Genomic DNA, 19,338 nt, shown 5'->3' on the forward strand with positions numbered 1-19,338 from the left:
TCGGGGTATCCTTTCTTTAAAAGGCGTGTTCAGAGTTGAGAAATTGCGTAAGACGCGGATTTGACGGCGCGTCAAAAATTTCGGACGGACTACCTTGAGATGCGACGACGCCGCGATCCATAAACACGATGCGGTTCGAGACATTCTTGGCGAACTGCATTTCATGGGTGACAAGGAGCGAGGTGATTCCAGACGATGTGACGTCACGAATAACCTTGAGAACTTCGCCGACAAGCTCAGGATCGAGTGATGACGTTGGTTCATCGAACAGCATGACATCCGGCTTGACGGCGAGCGCGCGCGCAATGCCGGTACGCTGAAGTTGCCCGCCTGAAAGCTGGGATGGATACCTGTCGATCTTGTCGGACAGGCCCACACGGTCAAGCTCTTGCAGCGCAATGGCATGAGCTTCGTCTTTTGACTTTCGCTGTACAACTATGAGCGGGTCCATCACATTCTGGATGACCGTCATGTTCTTGAAGACATTGAACTGCTGAAAAACCATGGCCGTGCGAAGCCGGATCGCCTGGATCGCGTTTTTATCCGGTTTTTCATAGTCCATGCGGATTTGATCGAAGGCGATTGTGCCGGATGCCGGCTTTGCCAGATAATTGATGCACTTCAGGAGCGTGGTCTTGCCGGTGCCGCTGGGGCCGATGATCGAAACCACGTCCCCGCGATTGACAACGAGATCAACGCCATCGAGGACCTGCGTCTTTCCGTAGGACAGCTTTAGGTTCTTGAGCTCAAGCATTTCAGATCAATGTCCTTTCGGAAGGTGTTGCACAATTCGTCGGGCAGTCATCCGCCAAGGTTTCGCTGTCGACCCACTCGTCTCCATTTAGTTCGGGTGTGTCGAACGCCTGAAGATCAGCGAAGTGACGCTCGCGATCTTCAACGAAGAGCGCTTTTACGATGCCGCGCGCGAGACGATCGGCGCCCTCGCTGACTGCGGGAATGTCGCCCGTGAGCTTGCCGTGTCTCAGGGTCGCCGCGAAATTAAAGCAGTGAATCTTTGACAGGGCCGGGCATGCACCGGGTTCTTTTTCGAGGAATTCGAATGCTTCTCCAAGATCGGGCGACGCCTGCAGCTCGTTGTTTTGCATATCTGCCGGGACGGGGAACCTGTCGCGCCACAAGCGGATAGACGGTGCGACCGCAGCGAGTTCCGACCGATTGATCACGTCGATCCTGAAGCCGGTCCCGAAAATCAGGAAGTCGAGGGGATAACGCCCTTTCGGAGTCACCACCACGATATGGTCTCCGTGCTTCTCCAACGAGGTGACGGGGCTTCCCAGGTGAAGATGAGCTTGCGCGAACGCGCTGACCCGCAGAACACTCGGGCGGGGCGGCGGCGTCTGCTGGCCCATCGTATAGTCCAGGAATCGCCACTTCCACTCATCCGGAAGGCCCACAAATCCGTGCACAACCCCTTGGCTGCCAATGCCGGTGAACTTGTTGATCCGTGGCAGTTCCTTGCGGCGCACAAACATGTCCAGGCGTCCCGCCCCAGCTTCAAGCGCTGTCGCAGCATTGTCCATCGCCGATGCGCCAGCGCCTATAACCCCGACACGCTTGTTTTTCAGCGCCGCAAAATCAATCTCATCGGCGGTATGAGCCCAGAATTTCCGTTCAATGCCGTCGGCGATAGGGGGCACATATGGACCGCCCAGACCATCTCGACCCGTCGCGAGCACCACATGGCGGGCGACTATCGTTTCGGTGCGGCCGTCTTGCTCACAAATCAGATCGAGCATGCCGTCGTCGCGCGGAAGAATTGCATCCACCGAGATATTGTTGCGGACCGGCAGTTCAAGCACCCGGCGATACCAGATCAGATAGTCCATCCAGATTTCGCGCGGTGCCCGGTCGAGAGCAGCCCAGGCCTCAATACCATAGCGTGCCTCATAATATGCCCGGAAAGTGAGGGCAGGCAGCCCCATGGCGGGTCCGGTCAATTGCTTGGGTGAGCGCAAGGTGCGCATGCGCGCAAACGTGATCCACGGCCCCTCTTGTCCAGCAGGTGCCTTGTCGAGAACGACGTGGTTGGCAACGCCGAGCCGTTTGAGCATACCGGAGGCGACAAGGCCAGCCATGCCGCCGCCGATGATGACGACATCGACAACTGCTTTGCCATTTGCCATGCGCGGAGGAACCCAGGACTTGGCAGGTAGCTCCAGCCAGGCAAGATCCTGCCGCAGGCGTGCCTCCAATGCATCGAGGCCGGTTGGCAAAATGGAAGGCTCGCTCATGACAGCGTTCCTTCCGGCACTATGCTATTTCCATAGATGGCTTCGGCCAATGCCCCGTCGCCACCCAACTCGCGCAGGCGACAGCCAGGCATGGCCAGTGCGACGGCACGGGCGGCGTCAATCACGGCGGCGACGGTCGGGCTCAGCGGATGTGCGGCAGGCGAGATCGCGCCGAACAGAAAGGGGATAGTTTGGTCGAGCGTTCGCATCACGATCCCCTCCAGCGGCACGCCAACAACGGTCGCTGGTTCAACGAGCGCCACCCCAAGTCCGACGCGGACCATCGTGAGTGCCGTCATGGAAGAATTAACGTCGATAATCCGCTGCGGCGCGACGCCCGCCCGCGCCAAAGCTTCGTCAATGCGATGGCGCAATCGGAACGGATTGGCCAAAGTGATGATACGGCGCTCGGCAAGATCGGCGAGACTCACCACGTCATTTCCTGCGAGAGGATCGTCTACGGCAAGAGCGACGACGCATGGCGCATCGGCAATCCAGTGCACATCCAGGCCCGGATGTTCCAAAGGGAGACTGGCAATGCCGAAGTCCGCCGAGCGGGCGAGAACGGCCTGCACGACATTTTCGGCAGCCAATGCCTGGATATGGAGATGGCGAGGAATGAGATCCGGCGAGACAGCCGCAAGTGCCCGCGGAAGAACGCCAGCCGCAAGCGAGGGCGTGGCAGCGATGGTGAGCGAGATTGGCTCATCAAGACCAATAGCGTTTGCCCGCTCGCGGATATGCGTCAGGCTGGCAAGGTGGCGTTCGACTTCCGCATGAAACTGCAAGCCTCGCGACGTCGGCGTGATGCGCGGTCCACTGCGATGGAGCAGTGCGTAGCCTAGATCGGCTTCTAGATCTTGAATCAATCTGCTGACGGCAGGTTGCGAGCGGCCAAGGAGCCTCGCTGCCCCGGTCACGCTACCAGCAGACATGACTGCTGCGAATGCTTCAAGTTGCCGAATGTCAAATAATCTAGAATGCATATTTTATATTAAGCACCCATCTCAATGCACGTACAGTATAATGATGCTCAATTTAGTCACGAAATTGGATTATTATTCCGCATCATTACCGATGTATCATGATAAATTGACATGATAACAGGTCGTGCCTAATTACATGGCACACCAGCCATCAATATGAGGAGCTAGTTTTGACACTCATCGAAACCCTTGCCTCCGTCAGGCCGGGCACCGCCCTGGCGGACGCTATGGAGAAACGCGCAGAAATATTGCGCCTCAGTGAAGCAGCGCACGACGCCGTTGTCCTACCGCGTGATCCAGGTGGTCTTTCGCTTGGATTAAGGGCAGCACTTGCCGCTCGAATGGCGCGGCAGAACCGCAACGCCGCGCTCGCAGACCATTATGACACGCTGGTTGCGCGCGCTGCCGAACCGGCCACGGCCCCGCTTGCTGATCCCGAAGCCACCGTTACCGAACCACGTGTCGCGGAGATTGTCCGCCACGCCGACCGGCTGACAGTGGCGCCACGAGATGCGACGCAGGCTCATATCGAGGCTTTGCGTCAGGTCGGCGTCACCGACGCCGATATCGTTCGGCTCGCGGAGCTTGCGGCCTTTGTCAATTATCAGGTGCGTGTTCTTGCAGGCTTGAAACTGATGGGAGAAATGCGATGAGCGAGGTTGTCCATACTTTTACTACAACGGTTCCGCGCTGGCAGCCCTATGTTGTCCCGGTGGATTTCGCGACCGCGACAGAAGAGCAGCATGCGGCGATGCAGACAACGCCGTCGAACAAGGGCATTTCGCCCTATGTGCTTACCCTGGCGCACGATCCTGAAACGCTGGCTGTTCGCTCGCCCTTGTTCAACCTGATCATGTATGGAAAAGACGGCTTGGCATCCAGCGAGCGCGAGCTGGGCGCAGTTGCGGCATCCATCGTTAACCGCTGCGTCTACTGTGCCGCCGTCCACGCTTCGCGGTTCACCGCCCAGACGAAACGCAGCGACGTAATTGACGCGATCTTCGCTGATGGGCTGAGCGCAACGATTGACGAGCATCTACAAGCCATTTTTGATTTTTCAGCACATTTATCGCCGACACCGCCCGAGGCAACAGCGGCCGATGTGCGGGCTCTGGCGAATGTCGGGCTCAACGAACTCGAAGTTCTTGACCTCGTTCTCTCATCCGCAATCTTCGGCTGGGCCAACCGCCTGATGCACACCCTCGGCGAACCGATCAAGGATTAGGGGCGACTGTAGCGTAGTCTGATACTGGGATAGCGCCTGCGGACCTGAGGATCAGCGCAACACTGTTGCGTGCGATGCGCTCAAGTTCCGGCTGTTCTGTCCCGGCACGGGCGCGCAATGCAAGACTGTGCTGCAAGGCGGCGAGCAGGTCGGCGAGGGCATCTACATCGGTTTCAGGCGGTAACTGAACGTCGTCGCGTGCCACCGCGATACGATTGCGAAACCGCGCGTCGGTGCGTTCGAGAGCGGCAGACAGTTCCGCGCTCATCACAGGATCGGCCGTAGCTTCGCCGGCTATGACGCTGAGCATGGGGCAACCGAGCGGGCGATCATCACCTTCCGAATAGATAGCAACAAGTATAAGGAAATAGGCTTCGAGCGCTTTTGCAAACGAAGGTTCGTCGAAGAGGGCACGGTTCCAGTCTACGGCTTTGTCCTCGACATACTGTCCGACTGCCCGCAGATAGATGCTGCGCTTGTGACCGAAGGCGGCATAAAGGCTCGGCCGCGCCATTTTCGTGGCCTCCGACAGATGATCCAGCGACGTGGCGGTGTAGCCATGGCGCCTAAATTCCAGGAGCGCAGCGTCGAGCGCTGCCCTGGTGTCGTATTTGCGTGGACGCCCACGGGTGGATTTCTCATTCATTTTTGTACCGTATCGCAATAAATTCGTTGCGCCATATTTTTATGCGAACTAGTATAAAATAAGTGACTCGGAAAAAACACCCCTCTGGAAGAAGTCGGGCGAATAGGCGCTTGCATTTCGCCCTGCAGCGCTCAGGCCGCATACGCAAGCGGCGGACCGCCCCGGAAAAGGACAATCCATGACTGATAAAATCCGCATCGGCATTAACGGGTTCGGACGTATTGGCCGGACAGTTCTAAGGGCTGCCATGGCGCGCGACGACGTCGAGGTCGTGGCAATCAACGATCTGCTGCCAATCGATCATCTGGCTTATCTCCTCAAATATGACAGCGTGCATGGCGGCTTCGGGGCCAGTCTAGCCGCTGCGGATAACGCCCTCGATATCAATGGTAGCAAGGTCAGGGCTTTCGGCGAACGGGAACCGGGCGCGATCCGTTGGGGCGACGTCGGCGTCGATCTCGTCATTGAGTCCACCGGTCTGTTCCTGACAAAAAAGGCCGTGGAAGGACACCTTGCTTCCGGTGCAGGTAAAGTATTGCTCTCCGCACCGCCAGAGGACGACACACCTGTCTTTGTGATGGGTGTCAATGCGGTCAACTACGCCGGTGAAAACGTTGTTTCGAATGCGTCATGCACGACGAATTGTGTAGCGCCGCTCGCCAAAGCACTGAATGACGCTTTCGGCCTTGAGGAAGCGCTGATGCTTACGGTTCACGCGACAACGTCGAGCCAGAACACGGTCGATGGCGTGGCGCGCAAGGATTGGCGTTTCGGGCGTGGCATCCTTGAAAACATCATCCCGGCGACCACCGGTGCGGCGCGCATGGTGGGCAAAGTTATCCCCGAGCTGAATGGACGGATCAACGGCATGGCGGTGCGCGTGCCGGTGTCGGACGTCTCGATGATTGATCTTACATGCCGGCTTAGGGAAAGCGTGTCTTATAAGGACATTTGCGCGATGCTCCGCGAGCAGACGGCAAGCGCGATGCATGGCATTCTCGCTTATTGCGATGAGCCTGTCGTCTCTACCGATATGCGCGGTAATCCGCATTCTTCAATCATCGACGCGCTCGCCGGCATGCAGATTGAAAGCGGACTGACCAAGGTCGTTGCCTGGTATGACAATGAATGGGGATATGCCTGCCGTTGCCTCGACTTGGCAGCGCATGTTTCGCGCGCGAGGTAGCAGCCGGATTGGAACGATTAGAAAAAGCCGAACGAAAGTAAACTCTGCCTTTGTCCGCTAACCTGCCTTTTTATCATTTACTGCAATAAAATGGCGGAGGGGGTGGGATTCGAACCCACGGTAGGCTCTCACCTACGCCGGTTTTCAAGACCGGTGCCTTAAACCGCTCGGCCACCCCTCCAACCTGTTGAAAACACTTGATGACCTGGTTCAGGGTCATTTCGGGGATAAAGCAATTGCAATTACTTGTCTGCCGAATGTTGTTCGGGGGCCTTTATAGCCTTTCGGATTGCCGCGTCAACCTGTTCTGCAGCGACTATTTGCATTGGCGATATTAGATGTGAATAAAGGCCAGACGAGCCCCAAATGGGAAACAATGTCAGGCTCTCAAGATGGGACTGAAACCATACAAAAGTGAGGCCCAGATTGCCGCATGATTTTATTCATGGACGATACTGAGCCTCTATCAGGATGCTTTCCGAAACATGTTCGATGCCGTCCTGATATTAGTAAAATCCATTTCCGCACGATTGGTTCCAGTAATTAATTCACTATTGACGAATTTTCTGATTCCAAAAAAAATCGGCGAAAATCAGCACGTTCAATTATGAAGGGACCAGCGCTCACCATTCAGTGTCGTGTCAGCAATTGCCTTCAGACAGGTCACGTCACAACCTGAAGAAGGACAAGACCATGAAATCCATTTTTGCCGCTTTGACACTTTCTCTCGTTGCCAGCACCGCAATGGCTGCCCCCAAATGCGATACCCCTAAAGAGAAGTGGCAGCCAAAAGAGGCGCTGCAGAAACAGCTTGAGGGTGAGGGATGGAAAGTCAAAAAGATCAAGACAGAGAATGGTTGCTATGAAGCCTATGCGACCAAAGCGAGTGGTGAGAAACTGGAAAGGTTCTTTGATCCAGTAAGCTTCAAGGCCATGGGCGATGACAAGTGAGCTATCAGAAATAGCGTCGCAAGAGCGACAATCCATCAAGACATGGCCCGGATATATCCGGGCCATGCACTGGACACTCGCATCCTGTGTATTGGGCGCCTGGATAATGTCCGAGAATATCCGCTGGGTTCATGAATATCTGGGCTATGGCGCCGTTACCATCGTTACCATCCGTATTTTTGCCGGTTTTTTGGATGGTGGCTTTGTCAAATTTACAAACTTTGTGAAAGGACCTGCCGAGACAGTTGGGTATCTCAAGCAAATCTGGCGGGGAAAAGAAGAGCGTCATATCGGGCATAATCCTGCCGGTGGCGCAATGATCCTGGCGCTATTGCTCACCATAAGCATGACAGGGCTGACCGGCTGGCTGTTAACAACGGATCGTTTCTTTGGCGAAGAGTTACTTGAAGATGTGCACCAGTTTCTTGCCAACGGTGTCATTTTTCTTGTGGCGCTTCATTTGGCCGGCGTCCTTCTCGCCAGTGTTCGTCACAAGGAAAATCTCGTCGCAGCGATGATTACGGGGCGGAAGAGACTGACATAGGGCACTCAGATTCTCAGAAATATACTGCAACGCTTGGAAAAGGGTTGTCGTCATTGGGAGAATGCGACCAGACGTCATTTTCAGTTGGGAACAGCATTAACAATTGTTTATGGAGATGGCAGTCTGGAGGCCATCGCCTAGACGTCGGGGCGCGTGCTCAAGATCACCTGCCTTACGCTTGCAAATCCATCCATAAACATGCGTAATATTATCAATCCCGCAAAGCATTTGTTAACAACGTATCAACCTCTGGATGACATTGATGGACGTCGTACAAATCCGGTTATGTGTCTCGGCTTTGCGCAGATGTTTCAATCTGGTATTTATGCCTTGATGTAAAATTGTGGGGACGGCCGTGCAGGCCGGTGGTTTGCATTGCCAAAAGCCAAAACCTTCCGAGTTTTCGAGTTCAGCCGCATTGCGGGCGTCGTGGCCATGGGTGTTCTCATGACAGCCTGCGCTTCGCCAAAGGCCAAAATCGCCAAGAAGTCCCACGGCAAGGAATATTTTGCCGAATCCAAATATGGTGTGAAGGCAAGCCCGCGCGTTTGGACCGGCGGAAAGATCACACGCGGCGGTGGCCGCAATCAGGTCGGACGTCCATATCAGGTTGCAGGCAAGTGGTATTACCCCAAGGAAGAGCCGGGCTATGTGCGCAAGGGCAGGGCCTCATGGTATGGTTCGGCATTTCACGGGCGCTTGACCGCCAATGGCGAAGTCTATGACACGGCACAACTTTCCGCAGCGCACCCAACTATGCCGCTGCCAAGCTATGCACGCGTCACCAATCTTGGAAATGGCGCGTCAGTTATTGTGCGCGTCAATGATCGCGGACCCTATCATAGCGACCGGGTAATCGATCTGTCGCAGCGTGCTGCCACTATGCTGGACTATCAGCATACCGGCACAGCGGATGTAAAAGTTGAATATGTTGGCCGCGCACCGCTTGAGGGCGATGATGATCGTTTTCTCATGGCATCCTATCGCGGACCAGGCGCATCTGATCCTTGGGGGCAACCGGCATCCGGCGTCATGATCGCAATGAATGGCACCACGCCAACAGCGAGAAAGCAGACGCCCGTTCCCGGTATGGTGCGTCCTGAACCAGCCGGTATTCAGGTCGCGAGCCTTGGCACACAGCCAGTTTCTTTAGGGGAGCAGGCCAACCAATTGGCGATGCCGCAATCCCAGCCAAGTCTGGTCGATGACACGGGCCTGTCGTTCAACACGGATATCGATCCGGTTCTGCCTCTGATCGGGCCATTTATTGCCGATAAACCTGCGGTACTCGTAGGCTCATATAAGGCCCAGAAGCCTACATCCTCACCCTTCGTCAATTCCTATGCCAGCGAGCGTATAGAAATGGCGCATGCGCCTGCCGCAGCGACGGAAATGCTGTTGACGCCGGAAGCTGTAACAAGCGCTTGGAAATCAATGAGCGCCTCGCAAAGCGCATTCCAGGGCGAGTATGTTGATATTGGCCTTTTTGCCGACAAGGAAGAAGCCACGCGCTTGATGAACACACTTGCGCCACTTGGCAAAATAAAACTTTCCGAAGTCGCCAGCCCGGCAGGTAGCCGTATCGCGCTCGCCGCGAAGGCTGACACCGCAAAACAGACTGATGCATTGTTACAGGCAGCCTGGAAGGCTGGCGCAACAGACGCATTTGTTGTTCGCGATGACAGAAGCTAAGCCCGGCAGGACATTCTCTTATCTGACAAAGCATATTCATACCTGTGCTTTGAGTATTGGTATTTTGCTCACGCCCTTGGTTGCCAATGCCGAGGAAGCGCTGTTTGACACCAAAGCCAAACAGGCTCTTATGGTTGAAGACCAGACCGGAACAATATTATTCGCCAAATCGCCCGACACGCTGATCGAGCCGGCGGCTCTGGCAAAGCTCATGACGATGGAAGTGGTGTTTCATGAGTTGAAGGCGGGCAGGATTTCGCAGACGACGCAATATACTGTCAGCGAGAATGCCTGGCGCACGGGCGGCGCGCCATCCGGTGGCTCGACCATGTTCGCCAAACTTAAATCCCAGCTCGCGGTCGGCGATCTGGTACAAGGCGTCATCGTGCAGTCGGCTAATGATGGCTGCATCATTCTCGCGGAAGGAATTGCGGGCTCAGAGGCGAAATTTGCCGAATTAATGAACGCGCGCGCCAAGGAAATAGGGCTTACCACTTCGACGTTCGTCAACTCCACCGGGCTGCCGGACCCAAAGCAGCGGGTATCGCTAACCGATCTTGTGAAGTTGGCGCGACACATAAAAAAGGAATACCCCGAATATTACAAAACCTATGCGCAGGACAATTTTACCTGGAACAACATTTTTCAGCGCAACCGCAATCCGCTGTTGAGGCTTGATATTGGCGCAGACGGCATGGGTACCGGCTACACCGAGCAATCCGGTTATGGCATTGTCGGTGCGGCAGAGCGGGGCGGTCGGCGTTACATCGTTGCATTGAGCGGCCTTGCGACAGACAAAGAACGTGCCGAGGAAGCCAAGCGCATCTTTGAATGGGCTTATCAGGCCTTTGAAGAAGTCGACATTTTCGCACCCAACGAATCTGTTGGCGAGGCCAGCGTATTTGGCGGCGTAAAGTCCGGCGTTCCACTAAAAGCGCATGAGAAAGTGAGCATACTTGTTCCCGTGGCAAACCGCGACCGCCTCAAGGCACATGTGGTCTATAATGGACCATTGGTGGCGCCGCTCGAAGCGGATCAAAAAGTTGGCACATTACGTATCTGGATTGGCGATGCGCTCGTGCAGGAAACGCCGGTCTATACAGCGGAAGCCGTAGAAAGCGGCGATCTCACGGAACGCTCGCTGAATGCGGTATTCGAGCTGACCACGGGCTGGATGCGTCGATTGAACTTTTAAACTTCTTGGCAATTGCCTCCCAATATCAGTAGACATGCCATATTGCATGTTTGCAGTACGTGGTTCATGCCAGTAACGAAGAGATCGAGGCGTGCAGGGATTGTTCATTACATTTGAAGGCGGCGAGGGCGCTGGCAAATCCACCCAGATTGCCCGGTTGAGCGAGTATTTGCGTTCTGACGGCGAAGACGTGCTGGTAACGCGCGAGCCCGGCGGGACGCCAGGAGCTGAAGCTGCCCGCCACGTTATTCTGAGCGGTGCGGCAGAATCACTGGGGCCCGCAATGGAAGCAATTTTGTTTGCCGCTGCGAGAAATGACCACGTGGAGCAGGTTATCCGTCCGGCATTGCAGTCTGGGCGCACGGTGTTATGCGATCGTTATATTGATTCAAGCCGCGTTTATCAGGGTGTTACGGGAAATCTGGACCCTCAGCTTATGCGTGCCATAGAACGGACAGCTATTAACGGCCTGATTCCGGACCTGACGATCATTCTCGACCTGCCTGCGGAACTTGGCCTTCAGCGGGCCAATAAGCGGCGCGGCGCTGACATTGCGGACCGCTTTGAAAAAGAGACCGTGGAACTGCATATAAAACGGCGCGAGGCATATCTTGCTATCGCCAATGCAGAGCCGAAGCGCTGCAAAGTTATCGCTGCGGATCGGCCTATCGATATAATATCGGCCGAGATCATCGCTTATGTTGATCAGGTGAGGGCTGCAAACAAGCACAAAGACACTCAAACAGTTGAGGCGGCGAAGTGAGCGAGCCAGTTCTGGACGTACCAGCCACACATGACGCTATTGATGGCGTTCCGTCGCCTTCAGCAAATCCAGCACTGTTTGGTCATGTGGGGATAAGAGCCTTTTTGGCTCAAGCCTATCAGTCCGGCCAAATGCACCACGCCTTGCTTCTTGAAGGTCCTACAGGTGTTGGCAAGGCGACGCTGGCATTTCATCTCGCTGGACATATGCTGAGATATCCCCAGCCTGAAACCGCACCATTGACGCTTGCAACACCTGATTTCGCAACCGCACCCTACAGGCAAATTGCGACCGGAACGCATCTTTCCATTCTGCATATAAGCCGGCCATTTGATGCAAAAGGCGGAAAATTCAAGACCGGAATACCGGTTGAAGAAATTCGGCGCGTAGGACATTTTCTAAACCGGACATCGCATGATGGCGCATGGCGCATTGTAATCGTGGATCCAGCTGATGACATGAATCGTAATGCTGCCAATGCCTTACTAAAAACTCTTGAAGAACCACCCAAACGAACACTTTTCATTTTGATATCGCATTCTTCAGGGCGGCTATTGCCGACAATTCGTTCGCGCTGCCAATCGATTCGTTTCGAACCACTGGCGAACGAGGATCTATCAGCGGCATTACAGGCGATTAATCTCGACACCCAAACACTGCCCGATGCAGATCAATTGATGGCTCATGCGGATGGCAGCGTGCGCAAGGCCGCGCTATTGCTCGCCTTTGGCGGGCTCGAAATCTCGGCGGCGGTGGACAGCATACTGGCAAAACGCGTTTTTGACGTGCCAAAGGCTCACGCTCTGGCAACAGCCCTCTCGGGCCGTGACGCGGAGATTCAATATGACTTGTTCCTCGATGATTTGCTGGCGCGGATCGCCGTAAAAGCACGACTTGCCGCCGAGCGGGGAAGTGCCGACGAAGCCAATCGCTGGTCATTGCTATGGCGGGAAATCCAGAATGAGGCGAGGGATGCTGCGGCCTTCAATCTTGATCGCAAACAAACCGTATTGATTTTTCTTGAGCGTAGCCAGCGGGCATTCAATTAGAGCCGCACAGCGAACCCGCCCACTATGGCAATCACGTCTGACTTGCGTTATGTCAACTTTTCCCAAGATGCGGAAAGAAGAGACAGAGTCAGGTACCCATGAGCCGCGAAAAATTCTACATCACGACTGCCATCGCTTATCCAAACGGAAGCCCGCATATCGGTCACGCCTATGAGGTGATTGCTACCGACGCTATTGCACGCTTCAACCGCCATGACGGCAAGGATGTCATGTTCCTGAGTGGAACGGACGAGCACGGTATCAAGATGCTGCAGACGGCGCGCAAAGAAGGCATCAGCCCGCGTGAACTCGCTGATAGAAATGCTAAACTTTTCCGTGACATGGGGCATCTTTTGAATGCTTCGTTTGATGACTACATTCGCACGACGGAAGAGCGCCACTATAAATCTTCGCAAGCGATCTGGCAGAAAATGGCCGATGCGGGCGACATTTATAAGGGCGGTTATGCCGGCTGGTACTCCGTGCGCGACGAAGCCTATTATCAGGAAGAAGAGACGGAGCTGCGTGCGGACAATGTGCGTTACGGCCCGCAGGGCACGCCTGTGGAATGGCTTGAAGAAGAGAGTTATTTCTTCCGTCTGTCAGCCTATCAGGACCGCCTGCTTGCACTATACAGCGAGAATCCAAGCTTTATCGGACCCGATGAGCGACGCAATGAAGTTGTGTCCTTTGTCAAATCCGGACTGAAAGACCTTTCAATTTCACGAACCACGTTTGATTGGGGCGTCCCTGTTCCCGGCGACGAAAAGCATGTGATGTATGTATGGGTGGATGCCCTGACCAATTACATCACGGCAACAGGTTACCCGGACGAAAATGCAGATCTTTGGCATTATTGGCCCGCTGATGTGCATATTATCGGCAAGGACATTATCCGCTTTCACTCGGTTTACTGGCCAGCATTTCTCTGGTCTGCCGGGATCGAATTGCCTAAGCGGGTTTTCGGGCATGGGTTTGTCTTTAACCGCGGCGAGAAAATGTCGAAATCGGTTGGCAACGTGATTGATCCAACTGCGCTCGTGGAACATTACGGGCTTGATCAGTTGCGTTATTTCCTGCTGAGGGAAATACCGTTCGGTCAGGATGGCAATTACAGCCATGAAGCGATCGTCAATCGTACAAATGCCGATCTTGCCAATGATCTTGGCAATCTGGCGCAGCGTTCGCTGTCGATGATCGCCAAGAATTGCGAGGCCAAAGTGCCAAAACCTGGCGAATTGACTGAAGCCGACAAGGCAATTCTCGATCAGGCAATCGCGGCATTGGATACGGCACGCAAAGCTGTTGGCGTTCAGGCACTGCATCAGGCCTTGGCGGCAATCTTTGGCGTCGTGGCCGAAGCAAACCGCTATTTTGCAGGGCAGGAGCCTTGGGCGCTGAAGAAAACCGATCCAGCCCGCATGGAAACTGTTCTTTATGTGACAGCAGAAGTGATCCGGCGTGTCGGTATTCTTTGCCAGCCATTCATTCCGGGTTCGGCTGAGAAATTGCTCGATATTCTGGCGGTACCGGCCCACGAGCGCAACTTTACTGACCTCGTGGAAAGCCAACTTGTTCCGGGTGGCGATTTGCCTGCACCGCAGCCTATTTTCCCTCGCTACGTCGAAGCAGACAAAGCGGAATAGACTGATGCTTGTTGATAGTCACTGCCATCTGGATTTTGCAGATTTCGCCGAGGAACGCGATGCCATCGTTCAGCGGGCGCTTGATAATGACATCAAGCGCCTTGTAACGATTTGCACGCGTGTTCGCCGTTTCGATAGCATCATTGCGATCGCGGAGGCCTATGAGAGCGTTTACGCCTCCGTTGGCACGCATCCCAATAATGCCCACGAAGAGCTGGATGTGACGGTTGACGAGCTTGTCGAGTTGTCAAAACATCCAAAGGTCGTGGCCATTGGCGAGGCAGGACTTGATTATCACTATGATTATGCGCCGCCCGCAGCGCAGGATCAGGGTTTCCGGACACATATCTCGGCATCCAGAATAACGCAGCTGCCATTGGTCATCCATGCGCGCAGCGCCGACGAAGACATGATCTCGATCTTGCGTGAAGAAACAGGGAAGGGCGCCTTCCCTTTCATTCTACATTGCTTTTCGTCCGGTGCCGAACTTGCACAAGTGGGTGTAGAGCTTGGTGGCTATATCTCATTTTCCGGTATTCTGACTTTCAAAAACTCGCCCGAAATTCGGGAGATTGCACGAAATGTTCCGCGCGACCGGCTGTTGGTCGAAACCGATGCTCCATATCTTGCACCCATGCCGCATCGCGGAAAATGCAACGAGCCGAGCTTCGTTCGCCATACGGCTGCTGTTCTGGCCGAAACGATTGGCGTAAGCGAGGCTGAAATCGCCAATATAACGTCTGACAATGTGTTCCGCCTGTTTACAAAGATGCCAAGGCCAGCTCATGCCTGATCGCTTGCGCTTCACTATCCTTGGATGCGGTTCGTCGCCCGGCGTGCCGCGGCTTAATGGTGACTGGGGCAATTGCGATCCGAACGAGCCAAAAAACAAACGCCGGCGCGCATCGATGCTTGTCGAGCGTATTGGCGATCATGGCACCACAACAGTCATTGTTGATACGGGGCCGGATTTCCGCTCGCAGATGATCGATTTTGGTCACGGCAAGCTGGACGCCGTTGTCTATACTCACGCCCATGCCGACCATATTCATGGGCTCGATGACTTGCGCACCTTTGTCATCGACAGACGCGATCTTGTGAATATCTATGCCGACGCAGCGACGCAAAGACGCTTGATGGAGGGATTTTCTTACTGTTTCAAAACACCGGAAGGCTCAAGCTATCCGCCGATCTTGCGACCGCATGAGATTACCCATCACGAAGCCTTCGAAATTGACGGGCCGGGCGGACCAATCAGATTTTTACCTTTGCCTCAGATACATGGCGACATTCTTTCCCTGGCTTTCAGGATCGCCGATGTTGCTTATTGTTCCGATGTGAATGCGTTTCCCGACACAACTGCAGCTCAGCTTTTCAACCTTGATACTTTGATCATCGACGCTTTGCAGTATCGTCCACATCCAAGCCATTTTTCACTCGAAGAATCAATGGATTGGATTGATAAGTTGAAACCTCGTCGAGCATATCTTACACATATGCATATACCCCTGGATTATGGAACTATGCTTCGCGAAACTCCAGATAATGTCGAACCGGCCTATGACGGGCTGTCTTTTGAGGTCGAATTGTGAGCAAGAGCGTTGAACGTGTCCGGCAGGCCGCCGTAGCCGCCGGTCTCGACATCGAAATTCGCCAAATGGCTGATTCAACGCATACGGCTGAAGATGCGGCAGTACAATGCGGCGTTACGGTAGCGCAAATCGTCAAATCCTTGGTTTTTCAGGGTGCAGACAGCAATAGTCTTTATCTCTTCCTTGTATCCGGGCCGCGCAAGCTTGACCTCGACAAGGCCGCCAAACTGACAGGCGAGCCATTGCATCGGGCCGACCCGAAATATGTGCGCAAGGAAACGGGCTTTGCTATCGGCGGAGTATCGCCATTGGGCCATCTGATCGAAATCCAGACATATGCAGATGAAAGCCTGATGCAGTTTGATATTGTGTGGGCAGCAGCAGGTGGAACGAACTTTGTTTTTCCATGTGAACCACACAGGCTGGCAACAGCCGCCAAAGCGCATATTGCTGACATTACAATTTAGATCTCGATGCATTAATCAAGGTTTTTGATCAAGCAAAACCGCGTCATAGCTGGGTTTTGGTCATCCCATTAGTTCCATAATCTATCTTATGCGACTTAAGTGTAGGCGCTCTGTAAAGTTGAAATGTCACACTCCCCGGACCATACGACATCCAGGAAATTGCAGATGAGCAATCTCGCTCTTGTACAGTTGAGTGTGGACGAACGCCGCACGGTCGCCCGGTTGTTTTTGGCGTCGACGTGCCAATTGCAATCCTACACCGGACTTGCCTGGAAACAGTCGGTTCCTTCGGCAAAACTCACCCAATGATGTTTTGATTGCTCGAAAACTGACATCGTCGGCGCCGGGAAATTTGGGTCAGCCAAAGTACCCACTGCTACACCAACAATTGTCGGATCCGCATCGGGTTTCCAATAGACCGTTGAACCACAGCTCGGGCAAAAATACATGCGAACCTTGCGCCCGCTTTCGGCAACACGGCTGTACTCCGTTGCAGCTCCCGAAATCTCGACACTATCAGCCGCATAGAACGCATTAACGCTGAATGATGTGCCTGTTCGCCTCTGGCAAGCGAAACAATGACACACGGCAACCAACTTTGTTGGCTTTCGCATTGTCAGTCTAAGTCCACCGCATACGCATTGAGCATCGGTCATGGGAAAACCCTCCGTCTTTTCGGTAATGAAATTTTGGGATTTTGGTGAGGCGCAGTTTGATCGCTGTCACAGGCGGACAGCATGATTTATCGGCCCGTAGGACAGGGATGCGCAGTATCAACGATTGTATAGCTTCACGGAATTGTCAACCGCCGCATCTAAAACCTGTCCGCGCCCTACCTTGAAAAGCCGCACATCATTTGCATTTCATCGCAATTTAACGGATCAAGGCAACATGCAATGGCAGCAGACCGAGACAAACGAAATGAACATGCAAAAACCTGAGCACCAAGCGGCGATTCTTCAGCTAGACACGGTCAGCAGACGCTTTGGGGCAGTTGATGCGCTTAAAGACATATCGCTGTCGATCCAGGCGAGTGAAATCATCTGCCTTGCAGGTCATTCTGGTTGCGGCAAGTCCTCGCTTCTAAGAATTATTGCAGGCGTCGACAGCCCCGACAGTGGCGTCCTGTTAATGCAGGGTGAGGAAATCGCCGGGCCGCAGCGTTTCGTTGAGCCTGAAATGCGCAAGATCGGGTTTGTATTTCAGGATTACGCCCTCTTCCCGCATTTGACGGCCGAACAGAATATTTTGTTTGGTTTGAAGGCTTTGCCCAAGCAGCAAGCGCTTAAGCGCGCCCAAGAAGTCATCGAGCATGTAGGAATCGCATCGCTTACCACGCGCTACCCGCACATGCTTTCCGGCGGCGAGCAGCAACGCGTGGCCTTGGCGCGTGCCCTCGCCCCCAGCCCTGATATCCTGCTCATGGACGAGCCATTCTCCAGTCTGGATTCGGGATTACGGCAGAAAGTTCGAAACGATACATTCGGGTTGCTGCGGGAGTTGGGCACAACGGTCATCATGGTAACGCATGATCCCGAAGAGGCGCTCTCAACCGGAGATCGCATTATCCTTATGCGGCAAGGACGTATCGTTCAATCAGGGACAGGGTATGAACTGCACGACGCGCCAAATTCACCCTATGCAGCAGACTTCTTTGGAGATTTTAACAAAGTCCCGGGCATCTATCGCAACGGGCATATTGAAACAGCGATAGGCACCTATGCTTGTACAGCCCCGGTAAATGACGGGACAGCAGTCACCGCCTATTTGCGCCCTCAGGCGATTTCGGTCAGCACTGACCAGAGCCAACTGAGAGGGAAAATAGCCAAACGGATATTCCTGGGCGATACCGAACAGATCATGGTCAATGTTGAAGGGCTGACTGAGCCATTGCATGTGAAGACATTCGACCGGCTTCCCGGCACGGCAGACCATATAGGCCTTACGGTAAAAGCAGAAGGTTTGTTGGTTTTCCCAGCCCTCTAGCCAAAGACAAACCCAATCAACATTTCGTGATATGGAACCAGCTACATCCTAAAAACTTGATAAGATCAATCAAGTATGGTTTTGCCATGACTGTGTTTTTTCATTTTCCAAGGGGGTTACAATGCATCCATCCAATACGGCAAAATCAATTGTACTGGCCGGCGTTCTTGCCATTGGTGCGGGCGCAGCATCCGCTGCCGAACTCAATATTTATACCACCCGGGAACCAGGCCTGATTCAACCCTTGCTGGACTCGTTCAAGGCTTCGACAGGAATCACGGTCAATACCGTATTTATGAAAGACGGACTTGCTGAACGCGTTGCCAGCGAAGGCGAAAGCTCTCCTGCAGACATTTTGATGGCAGTTGACGCAGGCAACCTCGTCGATCTGGTTGATAAAGGTGTCACACAGCCGGTCGAATCCGCAGTTTTGACAGAATCCATTCCGGAAACTTTGCGCGATCCAAAGGGTAACTGGTTTGCCCTGTCCATGCGTGCCCGCGTTCTTTATGCGGCCAAGGACCTCGATCTAGCCAGCTTCAATTATGAAGACCTTGCAGACCCGAAATGGAAGGGCAAGATTTGCATTCGTTCCGGCCAGCATCCTTACAACACAGCGCTTTTTGCCAGCTATCTGGCCCATTATGATGCAGCCGAGACCGAAAAGTGGCTTGCAGCCGTAAAAGGCAACCTCGCCCGCAAAGCTGGCGGCGGTGATCGCGACGGCGCCAAGGACATTCTTGGCGGGATCTGCGATATCGCAATTGCAAACTCTTACTATGTTGGTTTGATGCGCTCTGGAAAGGGCGGCGAAGACCAGGTCAAATGGGGCGAAGCAATCAAGGTCGTACTTCCAACCTTCAAAAATGGAGGAACGCAGGTCAATATCAGCGGCGCAGCAGTTGCAAAACATGCTCCAAACAAGGCCGAGGCTGTCAAGCTGCTCGAATATCTGGTTTCTGATGAAGCACAGAAAATCTATGCCGAAGCCAATTTCGAATATCCTGTAAAGGCCGGTGCCAAAGCAGATCCGATCATTGCCTCTTTTGGCGAGCTCAAGATCGACTCAACCCCGTTGACCGAAGTTGTTAGCCATCGCAAAGAAGCAAGCGAACTCGTAGACAAAGTCGGTTTCGACAACTAATCAAAAAGGACGAG

General features: G+C 54.0%; 20 protein-coding genes and 1 tRNA gene. 15 read left to right on the plus strand and 6 right to left on the minus strand.

The window, feature by feature from the left end:
- Window positions 1-16: 16 nt before the first annotated feature.
- Genes QFZ34_RS20745 through QFZ34_RS20755 form a run of 3 tightly spaced genes read right to left on the minus strand, consistent with a single transcriptional unit; the run spans window position 17 to window position 3,238 of the window.
- A complete protein-coding gene (locus QFZ34_RS20745) occupies window positions 17-754 on the minus strand; it encodes an amino acid ABC transporter ATP-binding protein (protein WP_307284992.1) in 738 nt (245 codons plus the stop codon).
- A 1-nt stretch (window position 755) separates the two neighbouring features.
- Window positions 756-2,252: an NAD(P)-binding domain-containing protein gene (locus QFZ34_RS20750; RefSeq protein WP_307284995.1), complete on the minus strand. Its 1,497-nt coding sequence runs from the start codon at window positions 2,250-2,252 to the stop codon at window positions 756-758.
- Window positions 2,249-3,238: a LysR family transcriptional regulator gene (locus tag QFZ34_RS20755; RefSeq protein ID WP_307284998.1), complete on the minus strand. Its 990-nt coding sequence runs from the start codon at window positions 3,236-3,238 to the stop codon at window positions 2,249-2,251. Before QFZ34_RS20755 ends, QFZ34_RS20750 begins: the two co-directional genes overlap by 4 nt.
- A gap of 170 nt (window positions 3,239-3,408) precedes the next feature.
- On the opposite strand from QFZ34_RS20755, the gene QFZ34_RS20760 reads away from it, so the two are divergent.
- Window positions 3,409-3,891 (plus strand): CMD domain-containing protein, encoded by a 483-nt coding sequence (locus QFZ34_RS20760; protein WP_307285003.1) that lies wholly within the window; start codon window positions 3,409-3,411, stop codon window positions 3,889-3,891.
- Complete coding sequence (locus QFZ34_RS20765) at window positions 3,888-4,463, plus strand: peroxidase-related enzyme (protein WP_307285005.1); 576 nt, start codon at window positions 3,888-3,890, stop codon at window positions 4,461-4,463. Before QFZ34_RS20760 ends, QFZ34_RS20765 begins: the two co-directional genes overlap by 4 nt.
- Here QFZ34_RS20765 and QFZ34_RS20770 read toward each other — a convergent pair.
- On the minus strand, window positions 4,453-5,109 hold the full coding sequence (locus QFZ34_RS20770; protein WP_115053078.1) for a TetR/AcrR family transcriptional regulator: 657 nt from the start codon (window positions 5,107-5,109) through the stop codon (window positions 4,453-4,455). The genes QFZ34_RS20765 and QFZ34_RS20770 overlap by 11 nt on opposite strands.
- Window positions 5,110-5,287: 178 nt before the next feature.
- Here QFZ34_RS20770 and gap point away from each other — a divergent pair, with 178 nt between their 5' ends.
- Window positions 5,288-6,295, plus strand: a complete 1,008-nt coding sequence (gene gap, locus QFZ34_RS20775; RefSeq protein WP_307285010.1) for a type I glyceraldehyde-3-phosphate dehydrogenase — start codon at window positions 5,288-5,290, stop codon at window positions 6,293-6,295.
- Window positions 6,296-6,386: 91 nt separating this feature from the next.
- Here gap and QFZ34_RS20780 read toward each other — a convergent pair.
- Window positions 6,387-6,476: transfer RNA gene (locus tag QFZ34_RS20780), tRNA-Ser, on the minus strand.
- Window positions 6,477-6,988: 512 nt separating this feature from the next.
- On the opposite strand from QFZ34_RS20780, the gene QFZ34_RS20785 reads away from it, so the two are divergent.
- From QFZ34_RS20785 to QFZ34_RS20830, 10 genes are all read left to right on the plus strand, one after another.
- Window positions 6,989-7,246, plus strand: a complete 258-nt coding sequence (locus QFZ34_RS20785; protein ID WP_307285014.1) for a PepSY domain-containing protein — start codon at window positions 6,989-6,991, stop codon at window positions 7,244-7,246.
- Complete coding sequence (locus QFZ34_RS20790) at window positions 7,236-7,790, plus strand: cytochrome b/b6 domain-containing protein (RefSeq protein WP_307285017.1); 555 nt, start codon at window positions 7,236-7,238, stop codon at window positions 7,788-7,790. Before QFZ34_RS20785 ends, QFZ34_RS20790 begins: the two co-directional genes overlap by 11 nt.
- 435 nt (window positions 7,791-8,225) lie before the next feature.
- Window positions 8,226-9,482 (plus strand): septal ring lytic transglycosylase RlpA family protein, encoded by a 1,257-nt coding sequence (locus QFZ34_RS20795; protein WP_442439618.1) that lies wholly within the window; start codon window positions 8,226-8,228, stop codon window positions 9,480-9,482.
- The gene (locus QFZ34_RS20800; RefSeq protein WP_307285021.1) at window positions 9,469-10,677 is read left to right on the plus strand and encodes a D-alanyl-D-alanine carboxypeptidase family protein; all 1,209 of its coding nucleotides are present in this window, start codon (window positions 9,469-9,471) and stop codon (window positions 10,675-10,677) included. The genes QFZ34_RS20795 and QFZ34_RS20800 overlap by 14 nt, the downstream gene beginning before the upstream one ends.
- A 91-nt stretch (window positions 10,678-10,768) precedes the next feature.
- Window positions 10,769-11,440 carry a dTMP kinase gene (gene tmk, locus QFZ34_RS20805; RefSeq protein ID WP_307285024.1) on the plus strand — a complete coding sequence of 224 codons (672 nt, stop codon included), beginning with the start codon at window positions 10,769-10,771 and terminating at the stop codon, window positions 11,438-11,440.
- Entirely contained in the window at window positions 11,437-12,489 is a 1,053-nt protein-coding gene (locus QFZ34_RS20810) for a DNA polymerase III subunit delta' (RefSeq protein WP_307285027.1), read from the plus strand. The genes tmk and QFZ34_RS20810 overlap by 4 nt, the downstream gene beginning before the upstream one ends.
- A 98-nt stretch (window positions 12,490-12,587) precedes the next feature.
- Entirely contained in the window at window positions 12,588-14,135 is a 1,548-nt protein-coding gene (gene metG, locus QFZ34_RS20815) for a methionine--tRNA ligase (protein WP_307285031.1), read from the plus strand.
- 4 nt (window positions 14,136-14,139) lie between these two features.
- A complete protein-coding gene (locus QFZ34_RS20820; RefSeq protein ID WP_307285036.1) occupies window positions 14,140-14,928 on the plus strand; it encodes a TatD family hydrolase in 789 nt (262 codons plus the stop codon).
- Window positions 14,921-15,727 carry an MBL fold metallo-hydrolase gene (locus QFZ34_RS20825; protein WP_307285039.1) on the plus strand — a complete coding sequence of 269 codons (807 nt, stop codon included), beginning with the start codon at window positions 14,921-14,923 and terminating at the stop codon, window positions 15,725-15,727. The genes QFZ34_RS20820 and QFZ34_RS20825 overlap by 8 nt, the downstream gene beginning before the upstream one ends.
- Window positions 15,724-16,194, plus strand: coding sequence for a YbaK/EbsC family protein (locus QFZ34_RS20830; protein WP_115053069.1), 471 nt, complete (start codon window positions 15,724-15,726; stop codon window positions 16,192-16,194). Before QFZ34_RS20825 ends, QFZ34_RS20830 begins: the two co-directional genes overlap by 4 nt.
- 254 nt (window positions 16,195-16,448) lie before the next feature.
- Here the strand turns inward: QFZ34_RS20830 and QFZ34_RS20835 are convergent, their stop codons facing one another.
- On the minus strand, window positions 16,449-16,850 hold the full coding sequence (locus QFZ34_RS20835) for a GFA family protein (RefSeq protein ID WP_307285044.1): 402 nt from the start codon (window positions 16,848-16,850) through the stop codon (window positions 16,449-16,451).
- Window positions 16,851-17,121: 271 nt separating this feature from the next.
- Here QFZ34_RS20835 and QFZ34_RS20840 point away from each other — a divergent pair, with 271 nt between their 5' ends.
- Both QFZ34_RS20840 and QFZ34_RS20845 read left to right on the plus strand, forming a co-directional pair.
- Entirely contained in the window at window positions 17,122-18,180 is a 1,059-nt protein-coding gene (locus QFZ34_RS20840; RefSeq protein ID WP_370878821.1) for an ABC transporter ATP-binding protein, read from the plus strand.
- A 121-nt stretch (window positions 18,181-18,301) separates the two neighbouring features.
- Window positions 18,302-19,324, plus strand: coding sequence for an extracellular solute-binding protein (locus QFZ34_RS20845; protein WP_307285050.1), 1,023 nt, complete (start codon window positions 18,302-18,304; stop codon window positions 19,322-19,324).
- The last annotated feature ends 14 nt before the right edge of the window (window positions 19,325-19,338 follow it).

It is taken from the genome of Phyllobacterium ifriqiyense (genome assembly GCF_030817885.1).
Classification (GTDB): domain Bacteria; phylum Pseudomonadota; class Alphaproteobacteria; order Rhizobiales; family Rhizobiaceae; genus Phyllobacterium; species Phyllobacterium ifriqiyense.